Source organism: Paenimyroides tangerinum (assembly GCF_003865405.1).
Taxonomy (GTDB): domain Bacteria; phylum Bacteroidota; class Bacteroidia; order Flavobacteriales; family Flavobacteriaceae; genus Flavobacterium; species Flavobacterium tangerinum.
The window spans coordinates 19,935-45,026 of record NZ_RQVQ01000023.1 but is presented as its reverse complement, the minus strand read 5'-3'; the positions used below and the strand labels follow the sequence as shown (position 1 = coordinate 45,026).

General features: G+C 32.9%; 22 protein-coding genes and 2 pseudogenes. 16 read left to right on the top strand and 8 right to left on the bottom strand.

Annotated features, from left to right (window positions below):
- Positions 1-7 precede the first annotated feature (7 nt).
- Positions 8-1,101: pseudogene (locus EG240_RS10965) on the bottom strand (IS91 family transposase).
- On the bottom strand, positions 1,080-2,012 hold the full coding sequence (locus tag EG240_RS10960) for a tyrosine-type recombinase/integrase (RefSeq protein WP_235830372.1): 933 nt from the start codon (positions 2,010-2,012) through the stop codon (positions 1,080-1,082). The pseudogene EG240_RS10965 and the gene EG240_RS10960 overlap by 22 nt, the downstream one beginning before the upstream one ends.
- 330 nt (positions 2,013-2,342) lie before the next feature.
- Between EG240_RS10960 and EG240_RS10955 the strand changes: the two genes are divergently transcribed.
- Complete coding sequence (locus tag EG240_RS10955; RefSeq protein WP_125019438.1) at positions 2,343-2,867, top strand: GNAT family N-acetyltransferase; 525 nt, start codon at positions 2,343-2,345, stop codon at positions 2,865-2,867.
- A gap of 75 nt (positions 2,868-2,942) precedes the next feature.
- Positions 2,943-3,329, top strand: coding sequence for a hypothetical protein (locus EG240_RS10950; RefSeq protein ID WP_125019437.1), 387 nt, complete (start codon positions 2,943-2,945; stop codon positions 3,327-3,329).
- A gap of 440 nt (positions 3,330-3,769) precedes the next feature.
- Here EG240_RS10950 and EG240_RS10945 read toward each other — a convergent pair whose 3' ends face one another.
- Both EG240_RS10945 and EG240_RS10940 read right to left on the bottom strand, forming a co-directional pair.
- Positions 3,770-4,234 carry a LexA family protein gene (locus EG240_RS10945; RefSeq protein ID WP_125019436.1) on the bottom strand — a complete coding sequence of 155 codons (465 nt, stop codon included), beginning with the start codon at positions 4,232-4,234 and terminating at the stop codon, positions 3,770-3,772.
- Entirely contained in the window at positions 4,231-5,484 is a 1,254-nt protein-coding gene (locus EG240_RS10940) for a Y-family DNA polymerase (protein ID WP_125019435.1), read from the bottom strand. The genes EG240_RS10945 and EG240_RS10940 overlap by 4 nt, the downstream gene beginning before the upstream one ends.
- Before the next feature lie 1,195 nt (positions 5,485-6,679).
- Between EG240_RS10940 and EG240_RS10935 the strand changes: the two genes are divergently transcribed.
- From EG240_RS10935 to EG240_RS10910, 6 genes are all read left to right on the top strand, one after another.
- Entirely contained in the window at positions 6,680-7,672 is a 993-nt protein-coding gene (locus EG240_RS10935) for a zincin-like metallopeptidase domain-containing protein (RefSeq protein WP_125019434.1), read from the top strand.
- A 208-nt stretch (positions 7,673-7,880) separates the two neighbouring features.
- On the top strand, positions 7,881-8,480 hold the full coding sequence (locus tag EG240_RS10930) for a ParA family protein (RefSeq protein WP_125019433.1): 600 nt from the start codon (positions 7,881-7,883) through the stop codon (positions 8,478-8,480).
- Positions 8,473-8,751: a hypothetical protein gene (locus EG240_RS10925; RefSeq protein WP_125019432.1), complete on the top strand. Its 279-nt coding sequence runs from the start codon at positions 8,473-8,475 to the stop codon at positions 8,749-8,751. Before EG240_RS10930 ends, EG240_RS10925 begins: the two co-directional genes overlap by 8 nt.
- Positions 8,735-8,959: a hypothetical protein gene (locus EG240_RS10920; protein WP_125019431.1), complete on the top strand. Its 225-nt coding sequence runs from the start codon at positions 8,735-8,737 to the stop codon at positions 8,957-8,959. Before EG240_RS10925 ends, EG240_RS10920 begins: the two co-directional genes overlap by 17 nt.
- 186 nt (positions 8,960-9,145) lie before the next feature.
- On the top strand, positions 9,146-10,300 hold the full coding sequence (locus EG240_RS10915; protein WP_125019430.1) for a hypothetical protein: 1,155 nt from the start codon (positions 9,146-9,148) through the stop codon (positions 10,298-10,300).
- A gap of 1,154 nt (positions 10,301-11,454) precedes the next feature.
- A complete protein-coding gene (locus EG240_RS10910; RefSeq protein ID WP_125019429.1) occupies positions 11,455-12,258 on the top strand; it encodes a topoisomerase C-terminal repeat-containing protein in 804 nt (267 codons plus the stop codon).
- 337 nt (positions 12,259-12,595) lie between these two features.
- On the opposite strand, the pseudogene EG240_RS17140 reads toward EG240_RS10910, so the two are convergent.
- A pseudogene (locus tag EG240_RS17140) lies at positions 12,596-12,685 on the bottom strand (IS982 family transposase); the annotation flags it as partial.
- Between the two features lie 676 nt (positions 12,686-13,361).
- On the opposite strand from EG240_RS17140, the gene EG240_RS10905 reads away from it, so the two are divergent.
- The 6 genes from EG240_RS10905 to ilvA are packed head-to-tail and all read left to right on the top strand — an operon-like array spanning position 13,362 to position 20,521.
- Entirely contained in the window at positions 13,362-14,249 is an 888-nt protein-coding gene (locus tag EG240_RS10905; RefSeq protein ID WP_125019428.1) for a branched-chain amino acid transaminase, read from the top strand.
- Positions 14,249-15,925, top strand: coding sequence for a dihydroxy-acid dehydratase (gene ilvD / locus EG240_RS10900; RefSeq protein ID WP_125019427.1), 1,677 nt, complete (start codon positions 14,249-14,251; stop codon positions 15,923-15,925). The genes EG240_RS10905 and ilvD overlap by 1 nt, the downstream gene beginning before the upstream one ends.
- An 8-nt stretch (positions 15,926-15,933) precedes the next feature.
- Positions 15,934-17,664 (top strand): biosynthetic-type acetolactate synthase large subunit, encoded by a 1,731-nt coding sequence (gene ilvB, locus EG240_RS10895; RefSeq protein ID WP_125019426.1) that lies wholly within the window; start codon positions 15,934-15,936, stop codon positions 17,662-17,664.
- 18 nt (positions 17,665-17,682) lie between these two features.
- On the top strand, positions 17,683-18,213 hold the full coding sequence (gene ilvN, locus EG240_RS10890) for an acetolactate synthase small subunit (RefSeq protein WP_125019425.1): 531 nt from the start codon (positions 17,683-17,685) through the stop codon (positions 18,211-18,213).
- A gap of 20 nt (positions 18,214-18,233) precedes the next feature.
- Complete coding sequence (ilvC, locus tag EG240_RS10885) at positions 18,234-19,280, top strand: ketol-acid reductoisomerase (protein WP_125019424.1); 1,047 nt, start codon at positions 18,234-18,236, stop codon at positions 19,278-19,280.
- Positions 19,277-20,521: a threonine ammonia-lyase IlvA gene (gene ilvA, locus EG240_RS10880; protein ID WP_125019423.1), complete on the top strand. Its 1,245-nt coding sequence runs from the start codon at positions 19,277-19,279 to the stop codon at positions 20,519-20,521. The genes ilvC and ilvA overlap by 4 nt, the downstream gene beginning before the upstream one ends.
- A 203-nt stretch (positions 20,522-20,724) precedes the next feature.
- On the opposite strand, the gene EG240_RS10875 is transcribed toward ilvA, so the two are convergent.
- Together EG240_RS10875 and EG240_RS10870 are read right to left on the bottom strand one after the other, a co-directional pair.
- On the bottom strand, positions 20,725-21,180 hold the full coding sequence (locus EG240_RS10875) for a DUF420 domain-containing protein (RefSeq protein WP_124643026.1): 456 nt from the start codon (positions 21,178-21,180) through the stop codon (positions 20,725-20,727).
- Positions 21,181-21,211: 31 nt separating this feature from the next.
- Complete coding sequence (locus EG240_RS10870; protein ID WP_125019422.1) at positions 21,212-21,700, bottom strand: hypothetical protein; 489 nt, start codon at positions 21,698-21,700, stop codon at positions 21,212-21,214.
- A 269-nt stretch (positions 21,701-21,969) separates the two neighbouring features.
- Between EG240_RS10870 and EG240_RS10865 the strand changes: the two genes are divergently transcribed.
- A complete protein-coding gene (locus tag EG240_RS10865; RefSeq protein ID WP_125019421.1) occupies positions 21,970-22,767 on the top strand; it encodes a topoisomerase C-terminal repeat-containing protein in 798 nt (265 codons plus the stop codon).
- 242 nt (positions 22,768-23,009) lie between these two features.
- Positions 23,010-23,186 carry a histone H1 gene (locus EG240_RS10860; protein ID WP_090410428.1) on the top strand — a complete coding sequence of 59 codons (177 nt, stop codon included), beginning with the start codon at positions 23,010-23,012 and terminating at the stop codon, positions 23,184-23,186.
- Between the two features lie 387 nt (positions 23,187-23,573).
- Here EG240_RS10860 and EG240_RS10855 read toward each other — a convergent pair whose 3' ends face one another.
- Entirely contained in the window at positions 23,574-25,067 is a 1,494-nt protein-coding gene (locus EG240_RS10855) for an aminotransferase-like domain-containing protein (RefSeq protein ID WP_125019420.1), read from the bottom strand.
- Positions 25,068-25,092: the final 25 nt, after the last annotated feature.

Genomic DNA, 25,092 nt, shown 5'->3' with positions numbered 1-25,092 from the left:
GTAAAAGTTAATTCACAGAAGCAAGTGTGTTTTCGATAAGATAGGCTTTTGGCGGACCTCTTTGTCCGAAAACATGCAACGTAACCAGATTTCCAACTTTACAACAATAGCATTTTCGATGTTGTGTTTTAGTCTCAACTATCGGTCTAATGATATTTAAATCTTCTTGTAATTGTTGTAGTTTTCCGCGTTTCCAACTGCTACTTAAAATGCCGTAATGCCTAATTCGAACAAAGCGTTTAGGCAGAATATGCAAACTAAATCGCCTTGTAAATTCTTCGTTTTTTAAGGTGAGTTGCTTAGTTTTACTGTTGTCTTTATAGTCTTTGTAACTAATGGTAACTTCATGATTGGTTACGTTTTTAATCCGATGGTTACTAATGGCTACCTTGTATATCTACCTAAATATTCAATTACTTGCTTTGGACCACCAAAAGGCTGTTTGGCATAAACCACCCAATTTTTGGCAAACAATTGATCGTATAATTTCTGATTAGCTAGATTTTCTTTACGCATGGCCGCTACAAATTTTGCTCTAAAAACATTACTCAACGCATCTGTACAGAATAAGTATTTATCGGTTTTTATCTTGCGTTTCCAATTGCCATTTGCATCAATTCCACCGCCAGGAACAATACAATGAATGTGCGGATGTAAACTCAAATTTTGTCCCCAAGTATGCAAAATTCCCATCATTCCTAAATGCATATTTTCGGTTCTTCCGAATTGTGAAAGCGTTGCCCAAACCGAATCAAATAAGATTTTATACATCATTTGTGGCTGATGAATCGCTAAACCATTAAGCGAATCTGGAATGGTAAAAACCACATGATAATACGAACAAGGCAACAAATCTTGTTCGCGAGCCTGAATCCATTCTTCACGTTTATGTCCTTGACATTTCGGACAATGTCTGTTGCGACAACTGTTGTAACTAACACTTATATTTCCGCAAGAATCACAAGCATCTACATGTCCGCCCAAAGCAGCAGTTCGGCATAAAGTCAGCGCTCTGAGTGTTTTTTCTTGATGAACGGTAAAGTTTTGGTTGGACAAATCGACTTTTTTGAGCACATCGGCTACTTCCCATTGCGGCTGCATAGCGTAAAAACGGTATCAATTGGACTGTGTACTTTTTGGTTTTCGAGCTGACAAACATGCAAGTATTCCATCGTAGTTTCTACACGCTCATGTCCCATCAGTTTCTGAACCTGAAGAATATTTACACCATCTTCCAACAAATGGGTTGCATAGCTGTGACGCAACGTATGGGTGTGCACATCTTTTAAAATTCCAGCCTTTTTACAAACCGATTGAATCGCCCATTGTACGCCACGCTGACTGTAACGCGAATCAAATCCTCTGGCGTCTTTGGTGTTTCCGGTAAATAAAAAGGTGGTAGGATGTTCGACTGAAATATATTTTTTAATCCCTCGAATGATATGGTCAGAAAGTGGCACATAACGATCTTTCTTCCCTTTACTTTGAACGATATGAAGCAGTTTTCTATCGAAATCTAAATGCTTTAATTCGATGTTTCGAACTTCCATACAACGAAGTCCACAACCGTAAATCAAACCAATTAAAATACGATGTTTAAGTAAATCGGCATGTTGAAGCAACTTCCAAATCTCATCACGACTAAGAATAACAGGAAGTTTTTTTTCTTTAGGAATTGCAGGCAAATGAAGATAATCGTAGGGAAGATTTTCAGTTTTTAGCAGAAATCGAAGTCCGTAAACCGTATGTTTAAAGTACGATTGTGAAGGAGAATTGGAACGTTTTTGTAGTTCAAAGAGATAATCTTTAACCTGTTCAGGATCTAAATCGGTTGGTAAAGCACCAAAATGAAGCGCCATTGCAGCCACATGGCGTGAATAATTATCGAAGGTGCGTTTACTTCTACCTAAAATGGAAATATTTCGTTCAAAACGTTGCAAAAGTTCTGAAAAACCATTAATTTCACTACAAGCGCGATTCAGATATTTGTTTGGTCTTTCGACTACGCTCAAGGCAGGTCTTAATTCCTCTGGATATTTTTTTTAGTTACCATAATTTTGAATTTTAATACCATAAATATATGGTTTCTAATGGAAAAGCTACCGAAGGTTTAGTTCAACAGCAGTTTCGCAAAATGCGGTGTAAAGGCTTTTTTTAAAGTTTTGGCTTTTTAAGTCGCAATTACATTTCGTTTTGTAAAAAATATTAAATTTACAAAAGCCTAAATGTTTTGCTTGTGTTTTGGGATTTTCTTTAAACTTGGTTTTGTGAGATTCCCGCACTTCGCGAAGCTGCGGCTCGTTAGCGACAACCTTATCGAAACAGCGACCAACAAAGAATGAATGGAAAATATTGGCATTGAAAAATTAACAATAAGTGACCTTGACGAATTGCAAAAAATTGGTCGACAAACTTTTTATGAAACATTTTCTGAAAGCAACACGGAAGAAAATATGAAAAATTATTTGGAAAGTGGTTTTTCAGTTGACAAAATAAAAACCGAATTGAGTGATGAAAATGCTGATTTTTATTTTGCGAAAATTGACAAAAAAATAATTGGATATTTAAAACTCAACTTCGGACAATCTCAAACCGAACTAAAAGATGACAAAGCTCTTGAAATCGAAAGAATTTATGTTCTCAAAGAATTTCACGGAAAAAAAGTTGGACAAATTTTATATGACAAAGCAATAGAAATAGCCAAAAATAAAAATGCGGATTATGTTTGGTTAGGAGTTTGGGAAGAAAATCCGAGAGCAATAAACTTTTATAAAAAAAATGGGTTTGTAGAGTTTGACAAGCATATTTTTAAACTCGGAAATGATGAACAAACGGACATTATGATGAAACTAAAACTAACAAATTAAAAAGATGCAAAAAAGGCAGCTGCCAACTAACGGTTGTGTAGAATTAGGATTAACTTTGATAATTAAATTTTAAATATGGATTTTATTGCTAAAGAAATATCGATAAGTGATGAAGGGTTTGGAATTACAATTTCAATTTGTCAAAAGGAGGATAAATACAATCCAAATATTGATTTATCTTTTGAAGAAATTGTAAACTCAATGGGAAAATATATTCTTCTTCAAAAAACTTATGCCGAAGATGAATTTGAAACGGATTACTATTATTTTGAATCACATGATAAAGATAATTGTGGTGAGTTGGACGATTATGAAATTGTTTTATCCCATTCAGAATTTATAATAAAAGCACCTAATTTTAAATATAAGATAGGTATAGATTCTGATTCAATATTATTCGATGAGTTAAAGCAAGCCCTGCAATATTTCACAAAAGATAAAGGAAAATTGATTGTTTTATAAATTTGTAAATCAATCTTATATGATCTGATTTTAGTATTCATATATAAATATATATTTATATATATATTCTTCCCTCCCACCCTTTTATTGGATTAATTTGAATTAAATTATAAAATAGAATTCAGAATGAATTCTTAGAAACCTATTTTTAAACCTTCAGAATTAAACTTCTTATTCCATCGAAGATTAATTGATACTTCAGTTTCAATTCAAATTAGATGCATTGTCCCTTTGTTAAGCTGTACTTGATTCTAATTCCGATTCCTTATTTTGTATTGAATATATCTTGATATAATTAGCAACATAATATTCAAACAAATTTAAAATAAGAAGGTTATTTTTTTTGATTTGTAATTTATTTCTTAAGGTGTTGTAATTCAATTATATTTGACATATATTTATATATAAATATATATTTATATGTGATGTCTTTTTACTAGCTAATATCTTTTTTTCTTTTCTCTGATTATTGTATCTACTACTCCAAGTATGACTACTTCATCATTTTCTTCAATTTTTACTGATTCGGAATATTTAGGATTCAATGCCATTAGGGTTGAATTTTTTTTGTCATATCTCTTTAAAGTGTAGTCTGACGCATTTATTGAAACGACAATATCATCTCCATTTTGTGCTTCGTAATCTGATCTAATAATTATTAAATCTCCATCTAAATATTCTGGATACATTGAAAGACCCCTTACCCTATTAACAAATGTGCTTCCTATTTTTGAAAGGTACCTTTCGTCAAGGCTTACTCTGTCTGATAAGAAATCTTCTGCGGGAGATGGAAATCCTGCTCGTATGCCTCCATGAAATTCCGCAAAATATTTTTGTCCTTCTTTATTTATGGATAGATTCTCTAATTCATCTCCAAACTTTGGTGCCTTTATAAAATTTATCATCTGATTTCTAATATTTCATTCCACTTAGTTGTATAATTTGGACTCAATAGGTCCTGACGCATCTTCCAGGTTTGATCAAGTGCTTGAGAACCTATTTTTATCATTTTATGGCCGTATTTAAAGTTAAGTTTATCCATTACAGTCATAATCTTTCGATGATGTACTGGTTCATCTTCGAATAGATTAAACTGCTTTTCATCTTCGGGAGCAATTCCACTGACTATAACTCCTGCCTTTTTATAAGAATAGCCTTCTTTAAAAATGATGTCTAATCCTCTTTTAGCGTATTTTGATATTTCAATATTTGAATTTGTATCAAATGGTATTGTTACATTTATGGATTTATAATACTGTTCTTTTTCTGTCTGAAATCGATTTGTCAAAATAAAAACGGTTACAATTCTACAGGTTGATTTTTGATTTCTTAACTTTTCGGCACAAGTTGCCGCGAAGGTTGAAATTCGCTCTTCTAGATACTCCTTTTCTGTATACGTTTTATCAAATGAACGGGTAATAGCAATGTTTTTTTTGTTTGTAATTTCCTCTAATTCTAAAACTGAAATGCCCTCTAATTCTTTTTTTAAACGCAAGCCTACAACTGAGAATTCTTTTCGAACATAATTATCGGATAATTGAGTAAAGTGTATTGCCTTATGAACACCTCTAGATTTTAGTTTTCTTGAGAATTGTCTACCTATTCCCCAAACATCTTCTATGTCGAGCCATTTTAAGGCTTTAATTCGTTTCTCTTCAGTATCTATACAATGTACTCCATTTAGCTGCGAAAACTTCTTTGCGATACGATTGGCTACCTTTGCAAGTGCTTTTGTTGGAGCAATTCCAACGCAGGTTGGTATTAAAGTACATTTTAAGATGTCTTTTCGAATCTTTAAGCTATACGCTGTTAAATCATATTTTTCAAACCCCTTTAATCTTAGAAAACATTCATCGATTGAATATACTTCTACTTCAGGGCTGTATTTTTTTAAAATTGTTGCTACCCGATTGCTCATGTCCCCGTACAAAGCATAGTTCGAAGAAAAAACCTGTATTCCCTTTTCTAAAAATAAATCTCTGTATTCAAACGCTGGTGCTCCCATCGGTACTCCAAGTGCCTTTGCCTCATTTGAACGTGCGATAACACACCCATCGTTATTACTTAAAACAACAATCGGAACGTGACGTAATTTCGGATTGAAAACACGCTCACAACTTGCATAAAAATTATTACAATCAACTAAGGCATACATAGTACAAATTTACTCAAATCGACGATCCCGTAAAGTTAAAATGCACTTGTGTCAGATCTTGACGTTTTTGATTGAATAATTTAGTTTCCTTTCGGACTTTTTTGATTATAGTATATCTATATATAAATATATATTAGTCTGCATTGAATCGAGATTCCGTTAAACTTATAAATGAATAATCCCTTTTTTTTGATATTCGTATTGCTTTACTTATCTTTAATTTAGAATTCTTAGACTTTATTTTTTAAGTTGATTATTTTTGTTCGTCTGTCCATTATTGTCTTCGTTCTCTATATACACCTACTTATTTACCTAATAAGGTTTATGCACTGTTCAATTTTTCTAGGCGATGCATTTTCTTCCCCTGTTCGAAATCACGAACAAAAGATAAACCTACACCAGTACTTAGTTTTAATTCTTTACGTTTTTATATTATAAATATTCGTATTAAATTCTTTATTTTAGTCCTTGTCTGATATAAATATAAATAAAAAAGGCAAATAGCTTCCTTCTGGATATCTTAATTGAATTATTATATATAGATATATATTTATATATTTATATATTTACATAAAGATATATTTATATGTTTCCCACCCACCCTTTAGTAGATAAATTGGATTAAAACCTTAAAAATCAGTTTTAAAGAAAACATTGAAAACCTATTTTTAAGGGCAATCGTGTTTAAACTTCATTCAAATATGAAGATTAAACGACCTCATTTTTTAATCAAATTAGAAATATTGCTCCCTATTTTAAAATGAATATTTAGTTTTTAAAGTATTAATAACGCTTGATTTTTCTACTTAATTCCATTGTTCTTAAAGTTGTATTGAACTATTTAACCGATTATATTCTAGAGTTTTCTTTCGCCTTATCTATGGTTTTCTTGATGCAAAATTAAATCAGTGAGTAGGAGTAAAAATCTTTTGAGGTTTTTACTTCGCAGAAATCAAATATTGAGGCAAGACTTCATAATCATTCAAAAAATAATGAAGTCTTGCTTCAATGTTGTTTTATTTACTCGCAAAGATTCCTAAAAAAATTTACCGAAAAAGTAGTTACTCATTCTGAGTCTTCTTTTTCTTGACTTCATACTCTTTACTGATTTAGTGTTTTTGGCACAGAAAAGCCATAAAGCGTAAGCTAACTAAGAATATTAAATCAGTTCATTAATTCTAAAACTTTTAATCCTATGAAATCAAATGTAAAATCTAACCGTTCTGTAAATACTTCAAAAGAAACAGAAAATGCCAAAGGCGAAGCTTCAAAGAATATTAATGATGTTTTTTTTAATACTATTATTGACAACATAGAGAAATTAGAACCATCTAATTGGGATCATTTTTTAAAAGATAATTTGGTTTTTTCTCCTTCAAATATTGTTTCTAAATGTAAATACACACGTTACAACAAACTAATCTTAGCTATTGATATTTTAATTCACGAAAGAAAAAGTTTTTATTATGCTACGTTTTCTCAAATTAGTCAGGCTAATGGAAAGCTAAAAAAGGGATCTAAATCCGTTCCGATTCAATACTTTAATTTTGATATTAAACATAAAGAAACCAAACAGAGGATTTCACGATCGGACTATTTAAAACTTTCTTCAACTGAACAGAAAAACTTTACAGTGCGTAGTTTCTTAAAAGTTTATCGCGTTTTTAGTGTCGAGGATATAGAAAATTTTGAAGCATGTGATTTTAAAAATGTTTCTGATTCTGAAAATGAAATTTCTGAAATTTCTTTAAATGAATCTGCGGAGGATTTTGTTTTAAAACTGATTGAAAAAAAAGGTTTAAAACTTGAACATAATGCGCAAGATATTGCTTTTTATTCTCCTTCTTTAGATAAAATTTGTATGCCTTTGACTACCTTTTTTAAAGATGAACATTTTTATTATAGTACTTTATTTCATGAAATTACCCACTGGACAGGTCACAAATCAAGATTAGATCGTTTTGATGATACATTCGTAGATGGACGTAATGCTTATGCATTTGAAGAATTAGTAGCCGAAATAGGGGCGTTGCTTTTTTCTTCTGAATTCGATTATACTCATCAATTTATAAATTCGATCGTTTATCTTAAAAGTTGGTTAAATCAATCTAACTGCGAGGATAAAACGTTAACCATGCAGGAGGCTTTTACCTTGTCAAACAAAGCCTATTCGTTTTTGAAATACTAATTTATTCTGCCGCTTATTACTTTAAGGGGCAGAATAAATTTCCCCTTCGGGGAAGAAATTAGAAATTTTTTAATATTATATTTATTTATAAATTATTGATAATAAATATTTTAATATCTAATTGTGTATATAAATATATATTTATATATCTCTATGTTTGTATATTTATATATATATTAGTACTTTTGATTTAAATAATAAAAATACTATGGCAAAAATTATTTTATTTACCCATCAAAAAGGTGGAGTTGGTAAGAGTACATTATCATTTAATGTAGCCAATTTACTAAATCAACACGCTAAAGTGGGCTTGATTGATTGGGATTATCAAGGAACTTTATTACAGGTTAGAGAACTGAATGATCAATTGACTTATATTGATGTTGATCGAGATGTAAAGAAAATTCCTCATTCAGATTTTGATTTTATTATTATCGATACACCTCCGTATATTTTCGAAGAAATTCATGCCTTAGTTAAACTGGCTAATCTTATTGTTATACCTACACAAGCAAGTATTAATGATTTATTGGCTATCGATAAAACAGTTCAAATTATTAAAGAAAATGAAGCTGTAGATCGTTCTATTATTGTTTTTAACCGTATTAAGTCAAATTCTTCTTTAAAGGAAAAATTAACTGAAAACTTTAATGAGCTTCAAATTCCCATTGCCAATAGTATTATTAATGATTATGATGCAATCACAAATAGTATTGTTACTAAAGGGGTAGAGGTGAAGCATAAAGCAAATAATCAATTACAAAATTTAACAACTGAATTAATTACAAAACTTTTAAGTAATGGCTAAAAAAATGGATTTGTCTGCTTTAGTAAACCAGGTAAAAAAATCAAATGTTGAAACTCCTATTCAGAAGGTTGTTCCTGTTCAAAAGCCAATCGCTGCTACTGAAAAAGGATTTTATGTGAAAATTCCAAATGAGATGATTGTTTTTTTAAAGAACAAAGCCTCTCTGGTAGACGGATTAACGGTTAAGGAACTTATTAATGATGCACTCTTAACTGTTTATAATGATGAATACCAAGAATTTGTAAAACGTTATTATGCAAAGCACAAATAGAGTTTTTGTTGTAAACGTTAAGTTACTAGATGGAAACTGGGTAAAGTATCGAGCGGTCAATGGATCAAATGGTGTTAAACGTTTGGTTCAATATTTTGATCAAACTTTTGTTGGAGATAAAAAGTGGCTTTTTTGTAATGTTTATGATAAAGAGACTCAGCAACAAGTAGCTAATTATTTGAATGGTAAAAACCCTACTAGACCCTAGTATTTTAGAATAAAAAAATAGAGGAGCTAACGCTCCTCTATCGAAAAATAAAACCAATTAAGGTAAAATCTTCCTTTTCGTATTGCAAATATATGGAATATTGATTTGGAATAAAACTTAATAATCATTAAATTAACTCAAAATTTAGAATAAGATTATTCTTATTTAATAGCAAAATTATTCATCGTGGAAGGAAGAGATAATAAAGTTAAAGAAACCTTTGTAAGTCACTCAAAGTCTGATAAGGTTAAGATTTCGAATGAATTTTATCGAGATCTTTTTTTCCATTTTATTGATGGCGATTTTGTATTAAAAGAGGCAATGCCTATTGAAGCTAATCGTATTATTGTAAATATTTTAGATATTCTTCGTAATAGACAGTTTCAATATAAACAAGACCAACCATCTGATAGTCTGCAATTGGATTTATTTAAGAAAACCTATCTAACTGATGATGAGTCTTATGCTAAGATTGTAATGAAAACATCAGATATATCTTCTTCAAGAAATATCGAAACAATTAAAAATGGATTGCAATTCTTGGTTAATTTCAAACAAGAATGGCATACAGTCTCTTTTTTAAATCCTAAAGGAGAGGTTGAAAAAAAACAGTTCTATGGTGGTTTGATCATCGACCCTACCATTTACAAGGGACAGGTGTCTTTTTTTATCAATCCATACTGGTTTAAAAAGATTGTTGCCTTAGCCAATTATAATTACGTTTTGTATTCTCTGGTTTATTCTTTAAAGTCTCATAAGCACTTTTTATTCGCACTTTGGTTAAATACTTTAAAAGAGAACGGTACAAAGGTTACTTTGGAATTTATGAACAAGACTTGGGCAATTAATTATAAAGACCTTAGGTCGCTTAAAAAAGGCTTTTTGGACCCTATCAAAAAGGTTTTAGATAAGTCATCTTCTTTTTCTTTTAATAGTTCAATCAAAGGTGGATATTTAGGGATTATTCGATATGAACTAAAATCTATCGGAGAAGCTGCTGAAGAAGCGAAAAGCCTAAAGTCACAAGACGACCAATTTAAACTATATAAACTTTCTTACATTAAGAAACGTCACAAGATTACTGAAGATGAATATAACCGATTGGAAAAAATATTCTCTGAAGATTTTAGTGCTAAATTTCTTTTTAGTTCGGCCTATCAAAATGTAGTAAAAAAATACAATAGGCAACGCAGAAAAGATAATAATTGCCCTCTAATTACCGACATACCATTTGGTAATTTATTAGATGAGATTCAAGAAGAGATCGTTACAATCTATAAATTGACCAAACAGGCCGAGTTTGTTCCTAACGGATTTCCAATATTTAACACTCCAATTTAGGGGTGTTTTTTTATATATCTATAATATCGATGCGTTTTCAGATTATTTTGATATTCCCGGACTAGCAAAGATGTCGAAATTCCACTGCCCATAATAGTTCTGATTGTTTTCGGTTGTTATTTTTTAGTACTTAAAAATCTTTTTATTTTCTATTTTTAAATTTAAAATCGAAATTCCACTACCTAAAATTTCTGTTTTTATTACTTACTTCGTTTGTCTCTGTCATTTTTTATAATTTTTTATGTTCTTATTTCTTCTTATATATTTTCGAAATTCCACTACCCATCACGTTTTTTAGCACTCCAAGGCAAATTAGATTGATATTCGAAATTCCACTACCCATCACGTTTTTTAGCACTTTAAGGCAAATTAAATTGATATTCGAAATTCCACTACCTATTTAATTTTAGAATGCGATTTATTTTCTAACTATCCAATCAAACACAAGTTATTTTCGAAATTCCACCACCCACAAAGGTATATTACCACTATTTTTAGTAGTCATTTAGTAGGATTTTGTGTAACTTTACTTATACAGATGTATTTTTATTTTTCTCTTTTTAGAAATAAAGGGAGTAAAAACACTTTTTCGAAATTCCACCACTCAGAATATGATTAAAGATTTTAAAAAAACAATAATAAATCGAAATTCCACTACCCATTTTAGATGGTGTTATAGATTAAATACTCATTTTACGTCGAAATTCCACTACCCATTTAGCTTTTGGGCTAGTTTGGATAGTTTTTTAATGGAAAAAATCGAAATTCCACTGCCCTAAAATCGAAATTCCACTACCCATTTGAATATTCCACTTTTTTTAGCGAAATTCCACTGCCCAAAAATCGAAATTCCACTGGCCAATATTTCGAAATTCCACTCCCCAAAACTTCGAAATTCCACTCCCCAAAATTCATGACTAAACAAACCATAACACTATGTAAATCAAATAGTTTTAATTTATAAATAAATATCTTTAAAATTATATTTAAAATTATATTTAAAATTAATAAAAGAAATAGCCAAAATATAATATACCCCTTTTAAAAGGATTTTTTTTAATATTTTACCCATTATTGATGAAAAAGTCCGAAAAGGAACGAAATTCACCAAGGCCCCGGCGGATTTAATTTTTGTAAATTTGAAAAAAAAATAAATGAAAAAAATAGGAACTTGTCCGATTTGTTACCAAGGACAACTTTTAGAATTTGAAGATAAGTTTCAATGTAATTTCATGCATTCTGATCAAACTTTTTGTAATTTTTTTATTTATAAAAGCTATTCTGGAAAAAATTTAAATTTAGAAATCGTTTTAGATTTAATTTTAAATCATGAAACTAAGTTTTATAGTGATTTTGTAAATGAATCGGGGCAAAAATTTGAAGCTGCTCTTAAAATTTCAAATGGATTTATAGGGTTTAAATTTAAAAATCAAATTTTAGAAAATTGTAAGTGTGTAAATTGCGAGGGAGAAATTTATCGTTCGTTAAAAGGCTTTGGTTGCGAAAATTTTTTTTTAAAGAGGTGTGGAATGTTTGTTTACCGATCTTATAACGGTGTAAATCTTACTGATGATCATGTAAAACTTTTAGTTTCTGGCGAAATGACTCCATTTATTTCAAATTTTTTATCAAATTCAGGAAAATATTTTACTGCTAAATTGTATGTAAATGATTCTGATTTTCGTGTTCTTTTTGATTATAAAATTGGAGATTGTCCAAAATGTAAATTTGGTTCAATCATGAAAATGGAAAAATTTTACGGGTGTAGTAATTTTCTAAGTGATATAAAATGTGATTTTATAATTTGGCCTTCCATTTTTGGGTATGAAATATCTTTTTTAGATGTCGAGATTATTTTATCAGGTGATTCTACTGAATCTAAATCTTTTGAATGGAATTCTAAGTCTTTTGAAGGTTGTTTATCTTTAGATGAAAGTTTGAAATTACGTGTGATTTAGCAATATCTATATATAAATATATACTTATATATATTTAAGTAATGCATCAATCTAGTTTTTAATGAGACACTAATAGTATAGTTGCAAATTCCAGTTAAATTGACCACCTAATTCCAATTTAAACTGGAATTAAGTGGTCAATTTAACTGTTTTTTCCAAGCTTTTTAAAATCTCTAAAAACGGAACTCATTTATGGCAATAAACTCATTAATAAAGAGCAAATGAAGCTTGATTGGAGAATCTGGTCAAATTGACCACCTGATTCTGGTGAAAGTGATCACCTAATTCTGGTTTAACTTGACCATGTTATTCTGGTTAAAGTGACCAGATTCTCCAGCTTTATTGGCTTGAAATACATATTTTTAAATTCTGCTATTTTATGTAATTCGATTAAAATTAATTTGTAACTTGCTTCTAAGTTGCTTATAATTGTATCTGATTGTCAATCAATACAATATACTAATTATTAGTGTTTTGAGCAACTTTTTTATAATGCACTACGGGTTTGTAATAAATATAATTGTAATCAACTAGTAACCGCATAATTAGAATTCTTTTTTTCCAATGTATCCGACCCTTAGAAATTTCAAATTAAAAAATCATAAAAAATTTGTAGGATTAATAATTACGAGTTAAATTTGCACCTGAAAAACAGAAAAAAATGTACAATTCAATTATTATTTCTTCTATTATTATTTCGGGTGTGATTTCACATTCCGGGGAGGAATAATTTTTATGTAATCGAAAGATATATTTGAAAGCCTCCCGAGAAATCAGGAGGCTTTTTTTTTAACTTATATTAAACAAAGATGAATTTATATAACACTATTATTATCAGCATTATTATGAACTCGCTATTGTGAGAAATGCTGCTATATACCAAATTGTAAGCCTTTCTCATTTCAAGAAGGGCTTTTTTTTAAATTATATTAAACAAAGATGAACTTATATAACTACACTATTATTATCAGCATTATTATTATCAACTCGCCACCGTGAGGAATGCTGCTGTATGTCAAATTGTAAGCCTTTCTCACTTTCGGGAAAGGCTTTTTTTATGCCCAAGAAATCAAATAACAATTCAATAAAAAATAAAAACAAACATGTATTTCAACAACGAAACATTGCTTTATTTAGACGGAAAATTTGTAAAAGCCAACGATTCCACAACCAATTTGTATAGTCAAACCCTTCATTATGGTTACGGTGCTTTTGAAGGAATTCGTTCTTATGAAACAGAACACGGAACCAAGGTTTTTAAAGCAGAAGAGCATTACGAACGCCTAAAAAAATCATGTGAACTGGTCAAAATTCCTTTCAACTACACGGTGCAAGAATTGGTAGAAGCCACCTATGAATTACTGGAAAAAAACAACTTAAAAAATGCCTATATCCGACCATTGGTGTATTGCGGACAAAATATGAGCTTATCAAAACCTACCAGCGTTTCCGTGTTGATTGCTGCTTGGGATTGGGGAGCATATTTAGGCGAAAAATTATTGCGGTTAACGGTCTCTTCCTATTGCCGTCCGCATCCAAAATCAATCCATATCGAAGCAAAAGTCTGCGGTCATTATGTCAATTCTATCCTAGCAACCAACGAAGCAAAAGACAATGGTTTTGATGAAGCATTACTTTTGGATAGCGATGGTTTCTTGGCCGAAGGTCCGGGTGCTAATTTGTTTTTCGAAAAAGACGGAAAATTATTCACGCCGCAATTTGGAAATATCCTTCCAGGCATTACCAGATCTACGGTTTTGGAATTAGCAGATGAATTAGGTCTGGAGGTAGAACAGGGAAAATTCACCAAAGAAGATTTGTTCCAAGCCGACAGTGCATTTTACTGTGGAACAGCTGCCGAAGTGGTGGGAATAGCATCGGTAGATGATTGTCAATTTCCTACAAACTGGAACGACTCCTTGGGTAAAAAACTTCAAAATGCCTATTCACTTTTGGTCAGAGATCCATTAAAACAAAACCATTTCAACTAATGAAAACACTCAACAAATACAGCAAAACCATCACGCAAGATGAAACCCAACCTGCTGCACAAGCCATGCTTTATGCCATAGGATTAACGGAAGAAGATTTGCAAAAAGCACAAGTGGGAATTGTGAGTATGGGTTACGAAGGAAATCCCTGCAATATGCATCTCAACGATTTGGCGAAAGAAGTAAAAGCAGGTGTACAGCAAGAAAATTTAGTCGGTTTGATATTTAATACCATTGGAGTAAGTGATGGGATATCTAATGGAACAGATGGAATGCGATTCTCTTTGGTTTCAAGAGATATCATTGCAGATTCTATAGAAACAGTGGTGAGTGCACAGTGGTACGATGCAGTTTTAGCAGTTGTGGGATGCGACAAAAATATGCCTGGATCGATCATCGCTATGGGAAGATTAAACCGTCCTGCCATCATGGTGTATGGCGGAACCATTCATTCCGGAAAATGGAAAGGCGAATCGCTCAATATCGTTTCGGCTTTCGAGGCTTTGGGTAAAAAATTTGGCAATACGATTTCTGATGAAGACTACAAAGGAGTAATTAAAAACGCTTGTCCCGGAGCGGGCGGGTGCGGCGGGATGTACACAGCAAACACGATGGCTTCCGCTATTGAAGCTTTAGGAATGAGTTTGCCTTATAGTTCTTCTAATCCAGCATTGAGCAGCAATAAAAAAACCGAATGTTTTGATACCGGAAAAGCCATTCAGACATTGTTGGAAAAAGACATCAAACCCAAAGACATTATGACCATAAAGGCATTCGAAAACGCAATGACTATGGTCACCGTTTTGGGAGGTTCTACCAATGCCGTGATGCACCTGATCGCTATGGCAAATTCGGTAGATATAGAACTTACTTTGGATGATTTCCAAAAGGTTAGCAACCGTGTTCCCGTATTGGCAGATTTGAAACCGAGCGGCAGATACCTGATGGAAGATTTGCACGAGGTAGGAGGAATTCCTGCCGTGATGAAGTATTTATTGAAAAACCATTTACTGCACGGCGATTGCTTAACGGTCACCGGAAAAACCATTGCCGAAAATTTAGAATCGGTGCAGGATTTAACCGAAGGTCAGCAAGTATTTCTTCCCTTAGAAAATCCGGTAAAAGCAAACGGACATCTGCAAATGCTCTACGGAAATCTGGCTACCGAAGGAAGTGTCGCTAAAATAAGCGGTAAAGAAGGTGATTATTTTGAAGGAACTGCCAAAGTTTTTGACGATGAATATGCCGTGATTGATGGCGTTCGAAACGGAGAAGTAAAACCTGGCAATGTGGTAGTAATCCGTTACTGCGGACCAAAAGGCGGACCGGGAATGCCTGAAATGCTTAAGCCGACTTCAGCGATAATGGGTGCTGGATTAGGCAGTTCAGTAGCATTAATTACCGATGGCAGATTTTCAGGCGGCACCCACGGTTTTGTTGTAGGTCATATCACACCGGAGGCTTTTGTAGGCGGAACAATTGCTTTGGTAAAGGATGGCGATATCATTGCGATTGACGCTAAAAACAATACGATAAACTTAAAAGTTTCCGAACAAGAATTGGAAAAACGAAAAGCTGCCTGGAAACAACCTTCCTTAAAAGCAAATAAAGGTGTTTTGTTCAAATACGCACAATGTGTTTCAAGCGCTTCTTTAGGCTGTGTAACCGATAAATAAAATTTAAAATGAAAACAACGGAATTAGAAACACCCAAACAAACTTCGGTGCTGCTGCAAACCATAGGTGCAGATGCGGTGATACAAAGCCTAAAAGCCGAAGGGGTAAAAACAATATTTGGTTATCCGGGTGGTGCGATTATGCCCATCTACGATGCCCTGTTTGATTATCTTGAAGAAATAAACCACGTACTGACAAGACACGAACAAGGTGCTATTCACGCTGCTCAGGGCTATGCCCGGACTTCTGGAAAAACAGGCGTTGTATTCGCAACTTCAGGGCCAGGTGCTACCAATTTAATCACGGGTTTAGCCGATGCATTGATCGATTCTACGCCCTTGGTTTGCATCACCGGACAAGTGGCTTCTCACCTTTTGGGAACGGATGCTTTTCAAGAAACTGATGTGATGGGGATTTCAATGCCTGTAACCAAATGGAATTGCCAGGTTACCAAAGCGGCAGATATCGCTCCTGCTTTAGCTAAAGCATTTTATATTGCCTCGTCTGGCCGTCCGGGACCTGTTTTGGTGGACATTACCAAAGATGCTCAGTTTGAAAAGCTGGTTTTCTCTTACGAAAAGTGTACAGCGGTTAGAAGTTTCCAGCCGATACCCAAAATGAACGTAAGTCAACTTCAAGCAGCAAGCAAGCTGCTCAATCACGCAAAAAAACCATTGATGATTGTTGGTCAAGGTATTATGCTTTCCAATGCGGAAGAAGAATTACTGGCTTTTGCCGAAAAAACTGGCGTTCCGGTGGCTTCCACACTTTTGGGACTGGGTGCTTTCCCGGCAAATCACCCCCAATTTGTGGGTATGGTTGGTATGCACGGTAATTACGCGCCTAATGTAAAATCCAATGAGTGCGATGTCCTTTTAGCAGTCGGAATGCGGTTTGACGATCGTGTGACGGGCGATGTTTCTCGTTATGCAAAACAAGCAAAAGTGGTTCACATAGACATTGACGCTGCCGAAATTAATAAAATCATCAAAGCAAATGCACCCGTTTTAGCCGATGCTAAAGAAGCATTAGCGTTATTGACGGATCTGGTAGAAAAGCAAAATCATCAACGTTGGTTGGATGAATTTCAACAGGCAAAAGAAAATGAATTGCAGGTCTTGTCTAGAAACAGGAATAAAGATTTTTCTGATGAATTAAGAATGGATTTGGTCATCGATTTACTTTCTCAAAAAACCAATGGCAATGCAGTGATAGTAACCGATGTGGGACAGCATCAAATGATGGCAGCACAGTTTTATCAATACAATCAAACCAAAAGCAATGTTACCTCTGGCGGATTGGGAACAATGGGTTTTGCACTTCCGGCCGCTATCGGAGCAAAAATGGCAAACCCAGAAAAACAAGTAATAGCCATCATTGGGGATGGCGGTTTCCAAATGACTTTGCAGGAATTGGGAACCATCATGCAGAATAATATCGGGGTAAAAATTATCATCTTAAACAATGGATATTTAGGAATGGTGCGACAGTGGCAACAAATGTTCTTCGAGAAAAGATATTCGTTTACCGACATTCAAAGTCCAGATTTTGTAGCATTGGCGGCTTCTTACAACATCAAAGGACTAAAAGTAGAAAAACAGGAAGATCTAAGCCATGTTTTAGATCAGCTTTTAAACACAGAAAATGCCTTTCTACTAGAAGTGAAAGTAGCCAAAGAAGACAATGTTTTCCCGATGGTTCCCACAGGAGCTTCTGTTGCTGAAATTCGATTACAATAAATTAAAAAAATAAATAAAATGAAATCCTTAGACCGCCAGTTTACCGTATCCATATTTACGGAAAATACAATCGGAATGCTCAACCGCATCACCATCATATTTACAAGACGACATTTGAATATTGACAGCATCACCGCTTCTGAAACAGAGGTTAAAAATGTACACCGTTACACTATCGTTTTGAGAACAAACAGAGAACAAATAGATAAAGTTGTTGGGCAAATCGACAAATTAATTGATGTTCTGAAAGCCTTTGTACACGAAGATAATGAAGTAGTACATCAGGAAATTGCGCTATATAAAATCAAAACAACAGAACTTAAATCCAACAATGTAGAGCAAGTGGTTAGAGAAAATAGTGCCAAAGTTCTCACCGTAGATCCCGATTTTATCGTCATTGAAAAAACAGGGCACAAAGAAGATACACAGGTTTTATTTGAGAAATTGAAACCCTTTGGTATTCTGGAATTTGCCCGCTCAGGAAGAGTAGCAGTTACCAAACCAATGAAAGAATTAAGCACTTATTTAAAAGAATTAGAAATCAATTAAAAAAAATAATACAATATAAAATGGCACAATTAAATTTTGGCGGCGTACTGGAAAATGTCGTAACACGAGAAGAGTTTTCATTAGAGAAAGCAAGAGAAATATTAAAAAACGAAACCGTAGCCGTAATCGGTTACGGCGTACAGGGGCCCGGACAAGCATTAAATTTGAAAGATAACGGTGTGAAAGTTATTGTAGGTCAACGAAAAGGAACAAAAAGCTGGGACAAAGCATTGGCAGATGGTTGGGTAGAAAACGAAACCCTTTTTGAAGTAGAAGCTGCTTGTGAAAAAGGCACTTTGCTGATGAATTTATTATCAGACGCCGGGCAAATTCAAGCGTGGGAAACGATGAAAAAACATTTAACTGCAGGGAAATCATTATATTTTTCACACGGTTTTGGCGTAACATTTTACGAAAAAACCGGCATCGTTCCGCCCAAAGATGTAGATGTATTTTTAGTCGCCCCAAAAGGTTCGGGAACATCGTTACGAACATTATTTTTAAAAGGACAAGGTCTAAATTCTAGCTATGCTGTTTTTCAAAATGCTACAGGAAAAGCAGTAGAGAAAGCCTTGGCATTAGGCATTGCCATTGGATCGGGCTATTTGTTTGAAACCACATTTCAAAAAGAAGTATATAGCGATTTAACCGGAGAACGAGGCGTTTTGATGGGAGCAATAGCAGGAGTTTTTGAAGCGCAATACCATGTACTTCGTCAGCGAGGCCATTCACCAAGCGAAGCATTTAACGAAACCGTAGAAGAACTAACCCAAAGTTTAATGCCTTTGGTAGCCGAAAACGGAATGGATTGGATGTTTGCCAATTGTAGCACCACCGCACAACGAGGCGCATTGGATTGGAAAGGTAAATTTAGAGATGCCACCACGCCTGTTTTTAATGAATTGTATGATGACGTGCTTTCTGGAAAAGAAGCTGCCATCGTTATCGAAGCCAATAGCAAGCAAGATTACCGGGAAAAACTCAACGCAGAACTCAAAGAAATACAACAAAGTGAGTTGTGGCAAACTGGAATGCAAGTTCGAAAATTAAGACCTCAAACCAAATGATACATTTAGCAAAAATACAAGAGGCAGCCGAAAATCTGAAAGGTGTGGCTGTGCATACGCCTCTTGTGAAAAACGAAAACCTGAGCGAGCGATTTGATGCTCAGGTTTATTTGAAACGGGAAGATTTACAACCTGTACGATCCTACAAATTGCGTGGAGCGTATCATAAAATAAGTTCGCTTTCCGAAAATGATATAAAACTAGGCGTTGTATGTGCAAGTGCGGGTAATCACGCTCAAGGAGTGGCTTTTGCGTGTAGAAAACTGAACATAAAAGCCGTTATTTATATGCCTATTACCACACCTGCACAAAAAATAAAGCAGGTAAAACTCTTTGGAAAAGAAAATGTAGAGGTTGTGTTGAAAGGTGATACTTTTGACGATGCCTACAACGAAGCCCTTCTTTTCAGCCAGAAGAATAAGGCAGTTTTCGTTCATCCGTTTGATGATGAATTGGTTATTTCCGGACAAGGAACTGTAGGATTGGAAATTGTGGAAGACAGCAAATGTAAAATTGATTTTTTATTCTTCCCAATTGGAGGTGGCGGTTTGGCAGCAGGGGTCGTTTCGGTTTTTAAACAATTGAGTCCTGAAACTAACCTTATCGGTATAGAACCACAAGGAGCAGCCTCTATGAAAACATCTTTGGAAAACGGTAAAAATACTGCATTGACGAACATTGATAAATTTGTAGATGGAGCTGCCGTAAAACGGGTGGGCGACAAAACATTTGAAATCTGCCAACATTCGTTAAATGACATCGTCTTAGTGCCTGAAGGGAAAGTTTGCACAACAATTTTACAATTATATAACGAAGAAGCCATTGTTGTAGAACCAGCTGGTGCATTGAGTATTGCAGCCTTGGATTCGTATAAAGACCAAATCAAAGGTAAAAATGTGGTGTGCATTGTTAGTGGCAGCAACAATGACATTACAAGAATGGAAGAAATAAAAGAGCGATCCTTGATGTTTGAAGGATTGAAGCATTATTTCATCGTCAACTTTCCACAACGACCAGGAGCATTAAAAGAATTTGTAAATGATGTCTTAGGAGAAAATGATGACATTACTTATTTCCAGTTCACTAAAAAGAACAACCGCGAAGAAGGTCCGGCTGTTGTTGGCGTAGAACTAAAATACAGTTCTGATTTAGATAGTATGGAACAAAAAATGAAAACTAAAAAAATAAATTATCAGCATCTGAACGAGCAGAAAGAACTGTTTACACATTTGATTTTCTAGGGTTAAAATAGGAGTGGAAAGACTTCTATCCACTCCTTTAGCTTCCTTCACTTTTTTCAAAATTCAAAAAAATATTCTCAATTGAACATCAAGAATATTGCTGCTACTAAATATGATAGCATAAATAAAAAAGAACATAACATCTGTTTTTCTCCCTACTGTTGTAAAATTAAAGGACTACATATTATCATGAGAAATTAGATTTACAAAAAGAAAGCCATGGTACAAACAATAGCAGCCGTTATGGCGGTATAAAATAGACCTATGATAGTTCCGTAACCTAACTTTTTGTGTACTGTCGAATATTTTCCTGGTAATGTTTTTTTCTTTTTCAAATTCTTATTAGCACTGAAAACAGTAATTCCCCAGAAAATATAGGTGATTACCGCACCTATGATATGAGCAATCAATAAACTATTAAAGAATAACGTCCCAGTATACTTACTGTTAGAAACGAGACTGCCTGATCCGCCCGAAACCCTTATTTGAACTTCTAAAATAATCAGTGCAACAATACAGGTCCAGAACAATCGTTTTTGAATTTTGACGTGGACATCAAGGTTCTTTTTCTTAATTTGAGAAACAGCATAAAGCGAAATAAAGGGGGCTGCAATTGACAATATTAGCATTCCCACAACAATTAACAATGTAATGTTCATAATTTTGATTTTTAATTAATTATTTTTTCTGTTAAAACTCGAAGATTAGCCCAAGGGAAGGTAAAGGATGTCCAGTTTTATTGTAAAGAATAACTGGTATGGCGTTGCTTCCATCAGAACTAATAGGTTGTCCATTGGTGGTCACAAAGCCTGTATTATCTTCGTTTCGCTTAAACGTAAAGTTCGGTTTGGTTTCATTTTTTTGCATCAATAAGTTTTGTACATCTAGATATATACCCAACGATGTCTTTTTAAAGTTGAATTTCTTATCCACTCGGAAATCCAGTTGGTTGAAATTGGAAAGTCTGTTCTGGTTCAATAAGGAAGCATCTGGAATTCCCTGGCCCAGCAACAAATAGTTTTGTTGTGAGGCTGCCAGATCATATGGTGTATAAGGATTTCCACCTGCAAAACGGTATTTTAATCCCAAGTCCCAGTCATTTTTCATCTTATATCCCAGAGTTGCAGAAAACAGGTGTCTGTTGTCCACTACCCATTCAATCGATATTCTACTACCCATAACTTCGAGATTCCACTACCCAAAAAAGCATAAAGTATAGAGTGTAAAACATTAGTAAACAATGTTTTATACCTTAAAAAAACGGTTACTTAAAATTAATATTAAAATTAATATTAAAATTAAAATAAGAAACGTTCAAAATCATATTCCCATTTTAAAAGGAATTTTTTTAATCATTTACCCATTATTGATAAAAAAGTCCGAAAAGGAAAGACGATATTTTCACCAGTGCCCGGCGAATTTTTGTAAATAATAGCTAATTTTATAGAATGAAACGAGTTGGTACATGCCCCATTTGCAACAAAGGGGAGCTTTTAGAGTTTGAGGATAAATTTCAATGTAATTTCGTTGAAAATAATAAGCAGTTGTGCAATTTTTTTATTTATAAATCTTATTCGAAAAAAATTATCACTCCCGAAATGCTATTTGACTTACTTCACAATTACGAAACAAAAATTTATTCAGATTTTGTGGATGATAAAGGTGAAAAATTTGAAGCTGCATTAAAAATAGTACACGGTTATATTAATTATAAGTTTGGAAATCAAATTGTAGATAATGTTAAGTGTGTTAATTGTGATGGCGAAATTCTAAGAACAAAGCAAGGCTGGGGATGTGAAAATTATTTTAATCGAAAATGTGGAATGTTTATTTACCGTTCTTATAATGGAACTGTAATGACTGAAGATATTGTAAGGTTATTAGTTACTGGCAACTACACTCCTTTTTTAAATTTTACTTCAAAACAAGGAATTAATTTTCAAGCAAAACTTTTTGTAAATGACAGTACTTTTCAAGTGCAATTTGATTACTCTTTAGGAGATTGTCCGAAGTGTAGCGGTACTGTATTAAAAATGGAAAAATTCTTTGGTTGTACTAATTACTTATCAGATATTAAATGTGATTTTATAATTTGGCCATCTATTTTTGACTATAATTTATCTTTTATTGATGTAGAAATATTACTTAGAGGAGATCAAACTGATGTTAAATCTTTTAGGTGGAAAGATAAGAATTTTGAGGGAAGGCTTTCATTAGATGAAAATTTTAAATGTAAAGTGTCATAATAACTTACTTGTTATCATTTATTTAAAAATATATATGTATAGTAATATATATAAATATACATATAAAAAAATATATACATATTTAAATATAAATATAGCTTTATATTTAAATATTGTTTTATAATTTAGTCTTCTTTTTAAGATGATTACGATAATTTTCAATTTTAAAGCATTAAAATATTAATGTAAAGTTCCTCCCTATTACTGTTTCAAATGCTATATTTGCATAAAATAGTATTATAATGAAAGAACTTTTAGAACAATTGAACGCAGAATTTGAAACGTTCAATTCAGATGCTCAATTACAAATGGAAAAAGAAAATAAAGCTGCTGGAACTAGAGCGAGAAAATCATCTTTAGCTTTAGAGAAACTTTTAAAAGAATTTAGAAAGTTATCTTTAGAGGAATCTAAAAAATAATAGACAAGCCGTATACATTAAGATACGGCTTTATTTTTTGATTATAGTACGATATATATAAATATATACATATGTAAATATATACATATGTAAATACATGTATATAAGCATAACTATTGTACAACTCCAATTTTCAGGACCATAATAGGGTTTTATAAAAGTGTAACTCTTACATTATCTTAAGCAGCGATTTTTCATAAATTTCAATACAACCATAATTTTTTATAAATTTCGCTATAAGTTTTTCTACTTTAGTATATTATAAAAAAGCAAAAATGATTTTTCTAAAAGAGGCAATAGACATTCATGTTTTTTATTTTTAAATTAATTCCTTACCTTTCTACTTAACTTACTTATGTGATAAATATCTACTTATCTCCCATATTATTAATGAGAGGTGGATATGCTTACTATACTTTTTGATAATATTTCTATGCTATTTTTCATTTCTTCAGTTGTTAGATGTCCGAAACCGATTCGCATAGCAGTGATAGATTTGTTTTGATAAAGTAATGTTCTTGGAATTAACAAATTATATTTAACACATTCTTGGCTTATTTTGAGTAGATTAACTGATTTTTGCCATTCTATCCAATAGGCAAGCCCACCAGTAGGAATTTGATAGTTTATATCATTACCGAATGTCTCTTTTAAAATATTTGCAAAATTATTACGACGCTGCTGGTAAATTTTTATTGACTTTTTTAAGTGACGATGTATTTCACCCTCTTCTATTAACTCCCCCAATACCTGTTCCATCATAATATCTCCTTCTCGATCAATAATGCCAAGATATTTTCGCATTTCATATATTAGATTTTCTGGAGCAACAACAAATCCAGTTCTAAATCCTGGTGGCAATGTTTTTCCAAAAGAACCTACATACACCACCATACCGTTGGTGTCTGCACTGGCAATTGGAAGTGTGGTGTTTTTGTCATACTGAAATTCGTAGTCATAATCATCTTCTAAAATAACAAAGCCAAATTCATCAGCAAGTTGAAGAAGTTCCATTCTTCTACTACCGCTTAAAGTTACAGTTGTAGGATAATGATTGTGTGGTGTAAGGTATAGCGCCCTAATGGTTGTATGCTCACATAATTCTCTTAATTTGTCAACTTGTATACCGTATTTATCTATAGGAATTGTTAGGATTTGGGCTCCATTTTTTTGAAAAATCATGTTAATGGCAAAGTAACTTGTTTCAGCAACAACAACTTTGTCTCCTTTTTCTAATAAAATTTGAGATATAATATAAATACTTGCATCAACTCCTCTTGTTATAAGAATATTTTTATCTGAAATATGTAATCCTCTAGTCAAATTCAGATAATTAGACAGTTGCTTTCTAAAATAGATACTTCCTTCTTCTTTAGAATAAGCCCATTTTTTTTGATTTTGTTTTCTTTTTAAGCTAGCCGAATAAAATTTAGTAAAGGTCTCAATTTGTGTGACTCTGTAATCTGGAGTACCATCATTCCATCGATACAAAAAATCACCATATTCGTAAGGATTATCAAGAATATTAGTCTTATTGAAACTAAATCCCGTTTGTCTTGGATAGGAATAAAGCTGTAGAGATTCTGAGCTCTTAATTTTTATCTTTTCTGGTTCTTTATCTAGAATAAATGTCCCTCTATTGGAATGGATTTGAACCCAACCTTGCGCATCCAATTCTTCATAAACTGCTATAATGGTTTTTCTGTGAACACCTAAAAGTTCACTAAGCGTCCGACTACCAGGTAACTTCAGACCAGTAGGTAGATAACCTCTTTGGATAGCATTGATAAACTGAAAAGTAATTTGTAAGTAAATAGATGTAGAAGAATCTCGATCTATAGATATGAAACTTTGAAAAGGAATATTAACCGGACTACTCATGATATTTAAAATGGTACCTTATAGT

Excerpts from the sequence above, each read along its gene's own strand:
- EG240_RS10955 (WP_125019438.1), top strand. The coding sequence starts at position 2,343 with ATGGAAAATATTGGCATTGAAAAATTAACAATAAGTGACCTTGACGAA.
- EG240_RS10950 (WP_125019437.1), top strand. The coding sequence starts at position 2,943 with ATGGATTTTATTGCTAAAGAAATATCGATAAGTGATGAAGGGTTTGGA.
- EG240_RS10945 (WP_125019436.1), bottom strand. The coding sequence starts at position 4,234 with ATGATAAATTTTATAAAGGCACCAAAGTTTGGAGATGAATTAGAGAAT.
- EG240_RS10940 (WP_125019435.1), bottom strand. The coding sequence starts at position 5,484 with ATGTATGCCTTAGTTGATTGTAATAATTTTTATGCAAGTTGTGAGCGT.
- EG240_RS10935 (WP_125019434.1), top strand. The coding sequence starts at position 6,680 with ATGAAATCAAATGTAAAATCTAACCGTTCTGTAAATACTTCAAAAGAA.
- EG240_RS10930 (WP_125019433.1), top strand. The coding sequence starts at position 7,881 with ATGGCAAAAATTATTTTATTTACCCATCAAAAAGGTGGAGTTGGTAAG.
- EG240_RS10925 (WP_125019432.1), top strand. The coding sequence starts at position 8,473 with ATGGCTAAAAAAATGGATTTGTCTGCTTTAGTAAACCAGGTAAAAAAA.
- EG240_RS10920 (WP_125019431.1), top strand. The coding sequence starts at position 8,735 with ATGCAAAGCACAAATAGAGTTTTTGTTGTAAACGTTAAGTTACTAGAT.
- EG240_RS10910 (WP_125019429.1), top strand. The coding sequence starts at position 11,455 with ATGAAAAAAATAGGAACTTGTCCGATTTGTTACCAAGGACAACTTTTA.
- EG240_RS10905 (WP_125019428.1), top strand. The coding sequence starts at position 13,362 with ATGTATTTCAACAACGAAACATTGCTTTATTTAGACGGAAAATTTGTA.
- ilvD (WP_125019427.1), top strand. The coding sequence starts at position 14,249 with ATGAAAACACTCAACAAATACAGCAAAACCATCACGCAAGATGAAACC.
- ilvB (WP_125019426.1), top strand. The coding sequence starts at position 15,934 with ATGAAAACAACGGAATTAGAAACACCCAAACAAACTTCGGTGCTGCTG.
- ilvN (WP_125019425.1), top strand. The coding sequence starts at position 17,683 with ATGAAATCCTTAGACCGCCAGTTTACCGTATCCATATTTACGGAAAAT.
- ilvC (WP_125019424.1), top strand. The coding sequence starts at position 18,234 with ATGGCACAATTAAATTTTGGCGGCGTACTGGAAAATGTCGTAACACGA.
- ilvA (WP_125019423.1), top strand. The coding sequence starts at position 19,277 with ATGATACATTTAGCAAAAATACAAGAGGCAGCCGAAAATCTGAAAGGT.
- EG240_RS10875 (WP_124643026.1), bottom strand. The coding sequence starts at position 21,180 with ATGAACATTACATTGTTAATTGTTGTGGGAATGCTAATATTGTCAATT.
- EG240_RS10870 (WP_125019422.1), bottom strand. The coding sequence starts at position 21,700 with ATGGGTAGTAGAATATCGATTGAATGGGTAGTGGACAACAGACACCTG.
- EG240_RS10865 (WP_125019421.1), top strand. The coding sequence starts at position 21,970 with ATGAAACGAGTTGGTACATGCCCCATTTGCAACAAAGGGGAGCTTTTA.
- EG240_RS10860 (WP_090410428.1), top strand. The coding sequence starts at position 23,010 with ATGAAAGAACTTTTAGAACAATTGAACGCAGAATTTGAAACGTTCAAT.
- EG240_RS10855 (WP_125019420.1), bottom strand. The coding sequence starts at position 25,067 with ATGAGTAGTCCGGTTAATATTCCTTTTCAAAGTTTCATATCTATAGAT.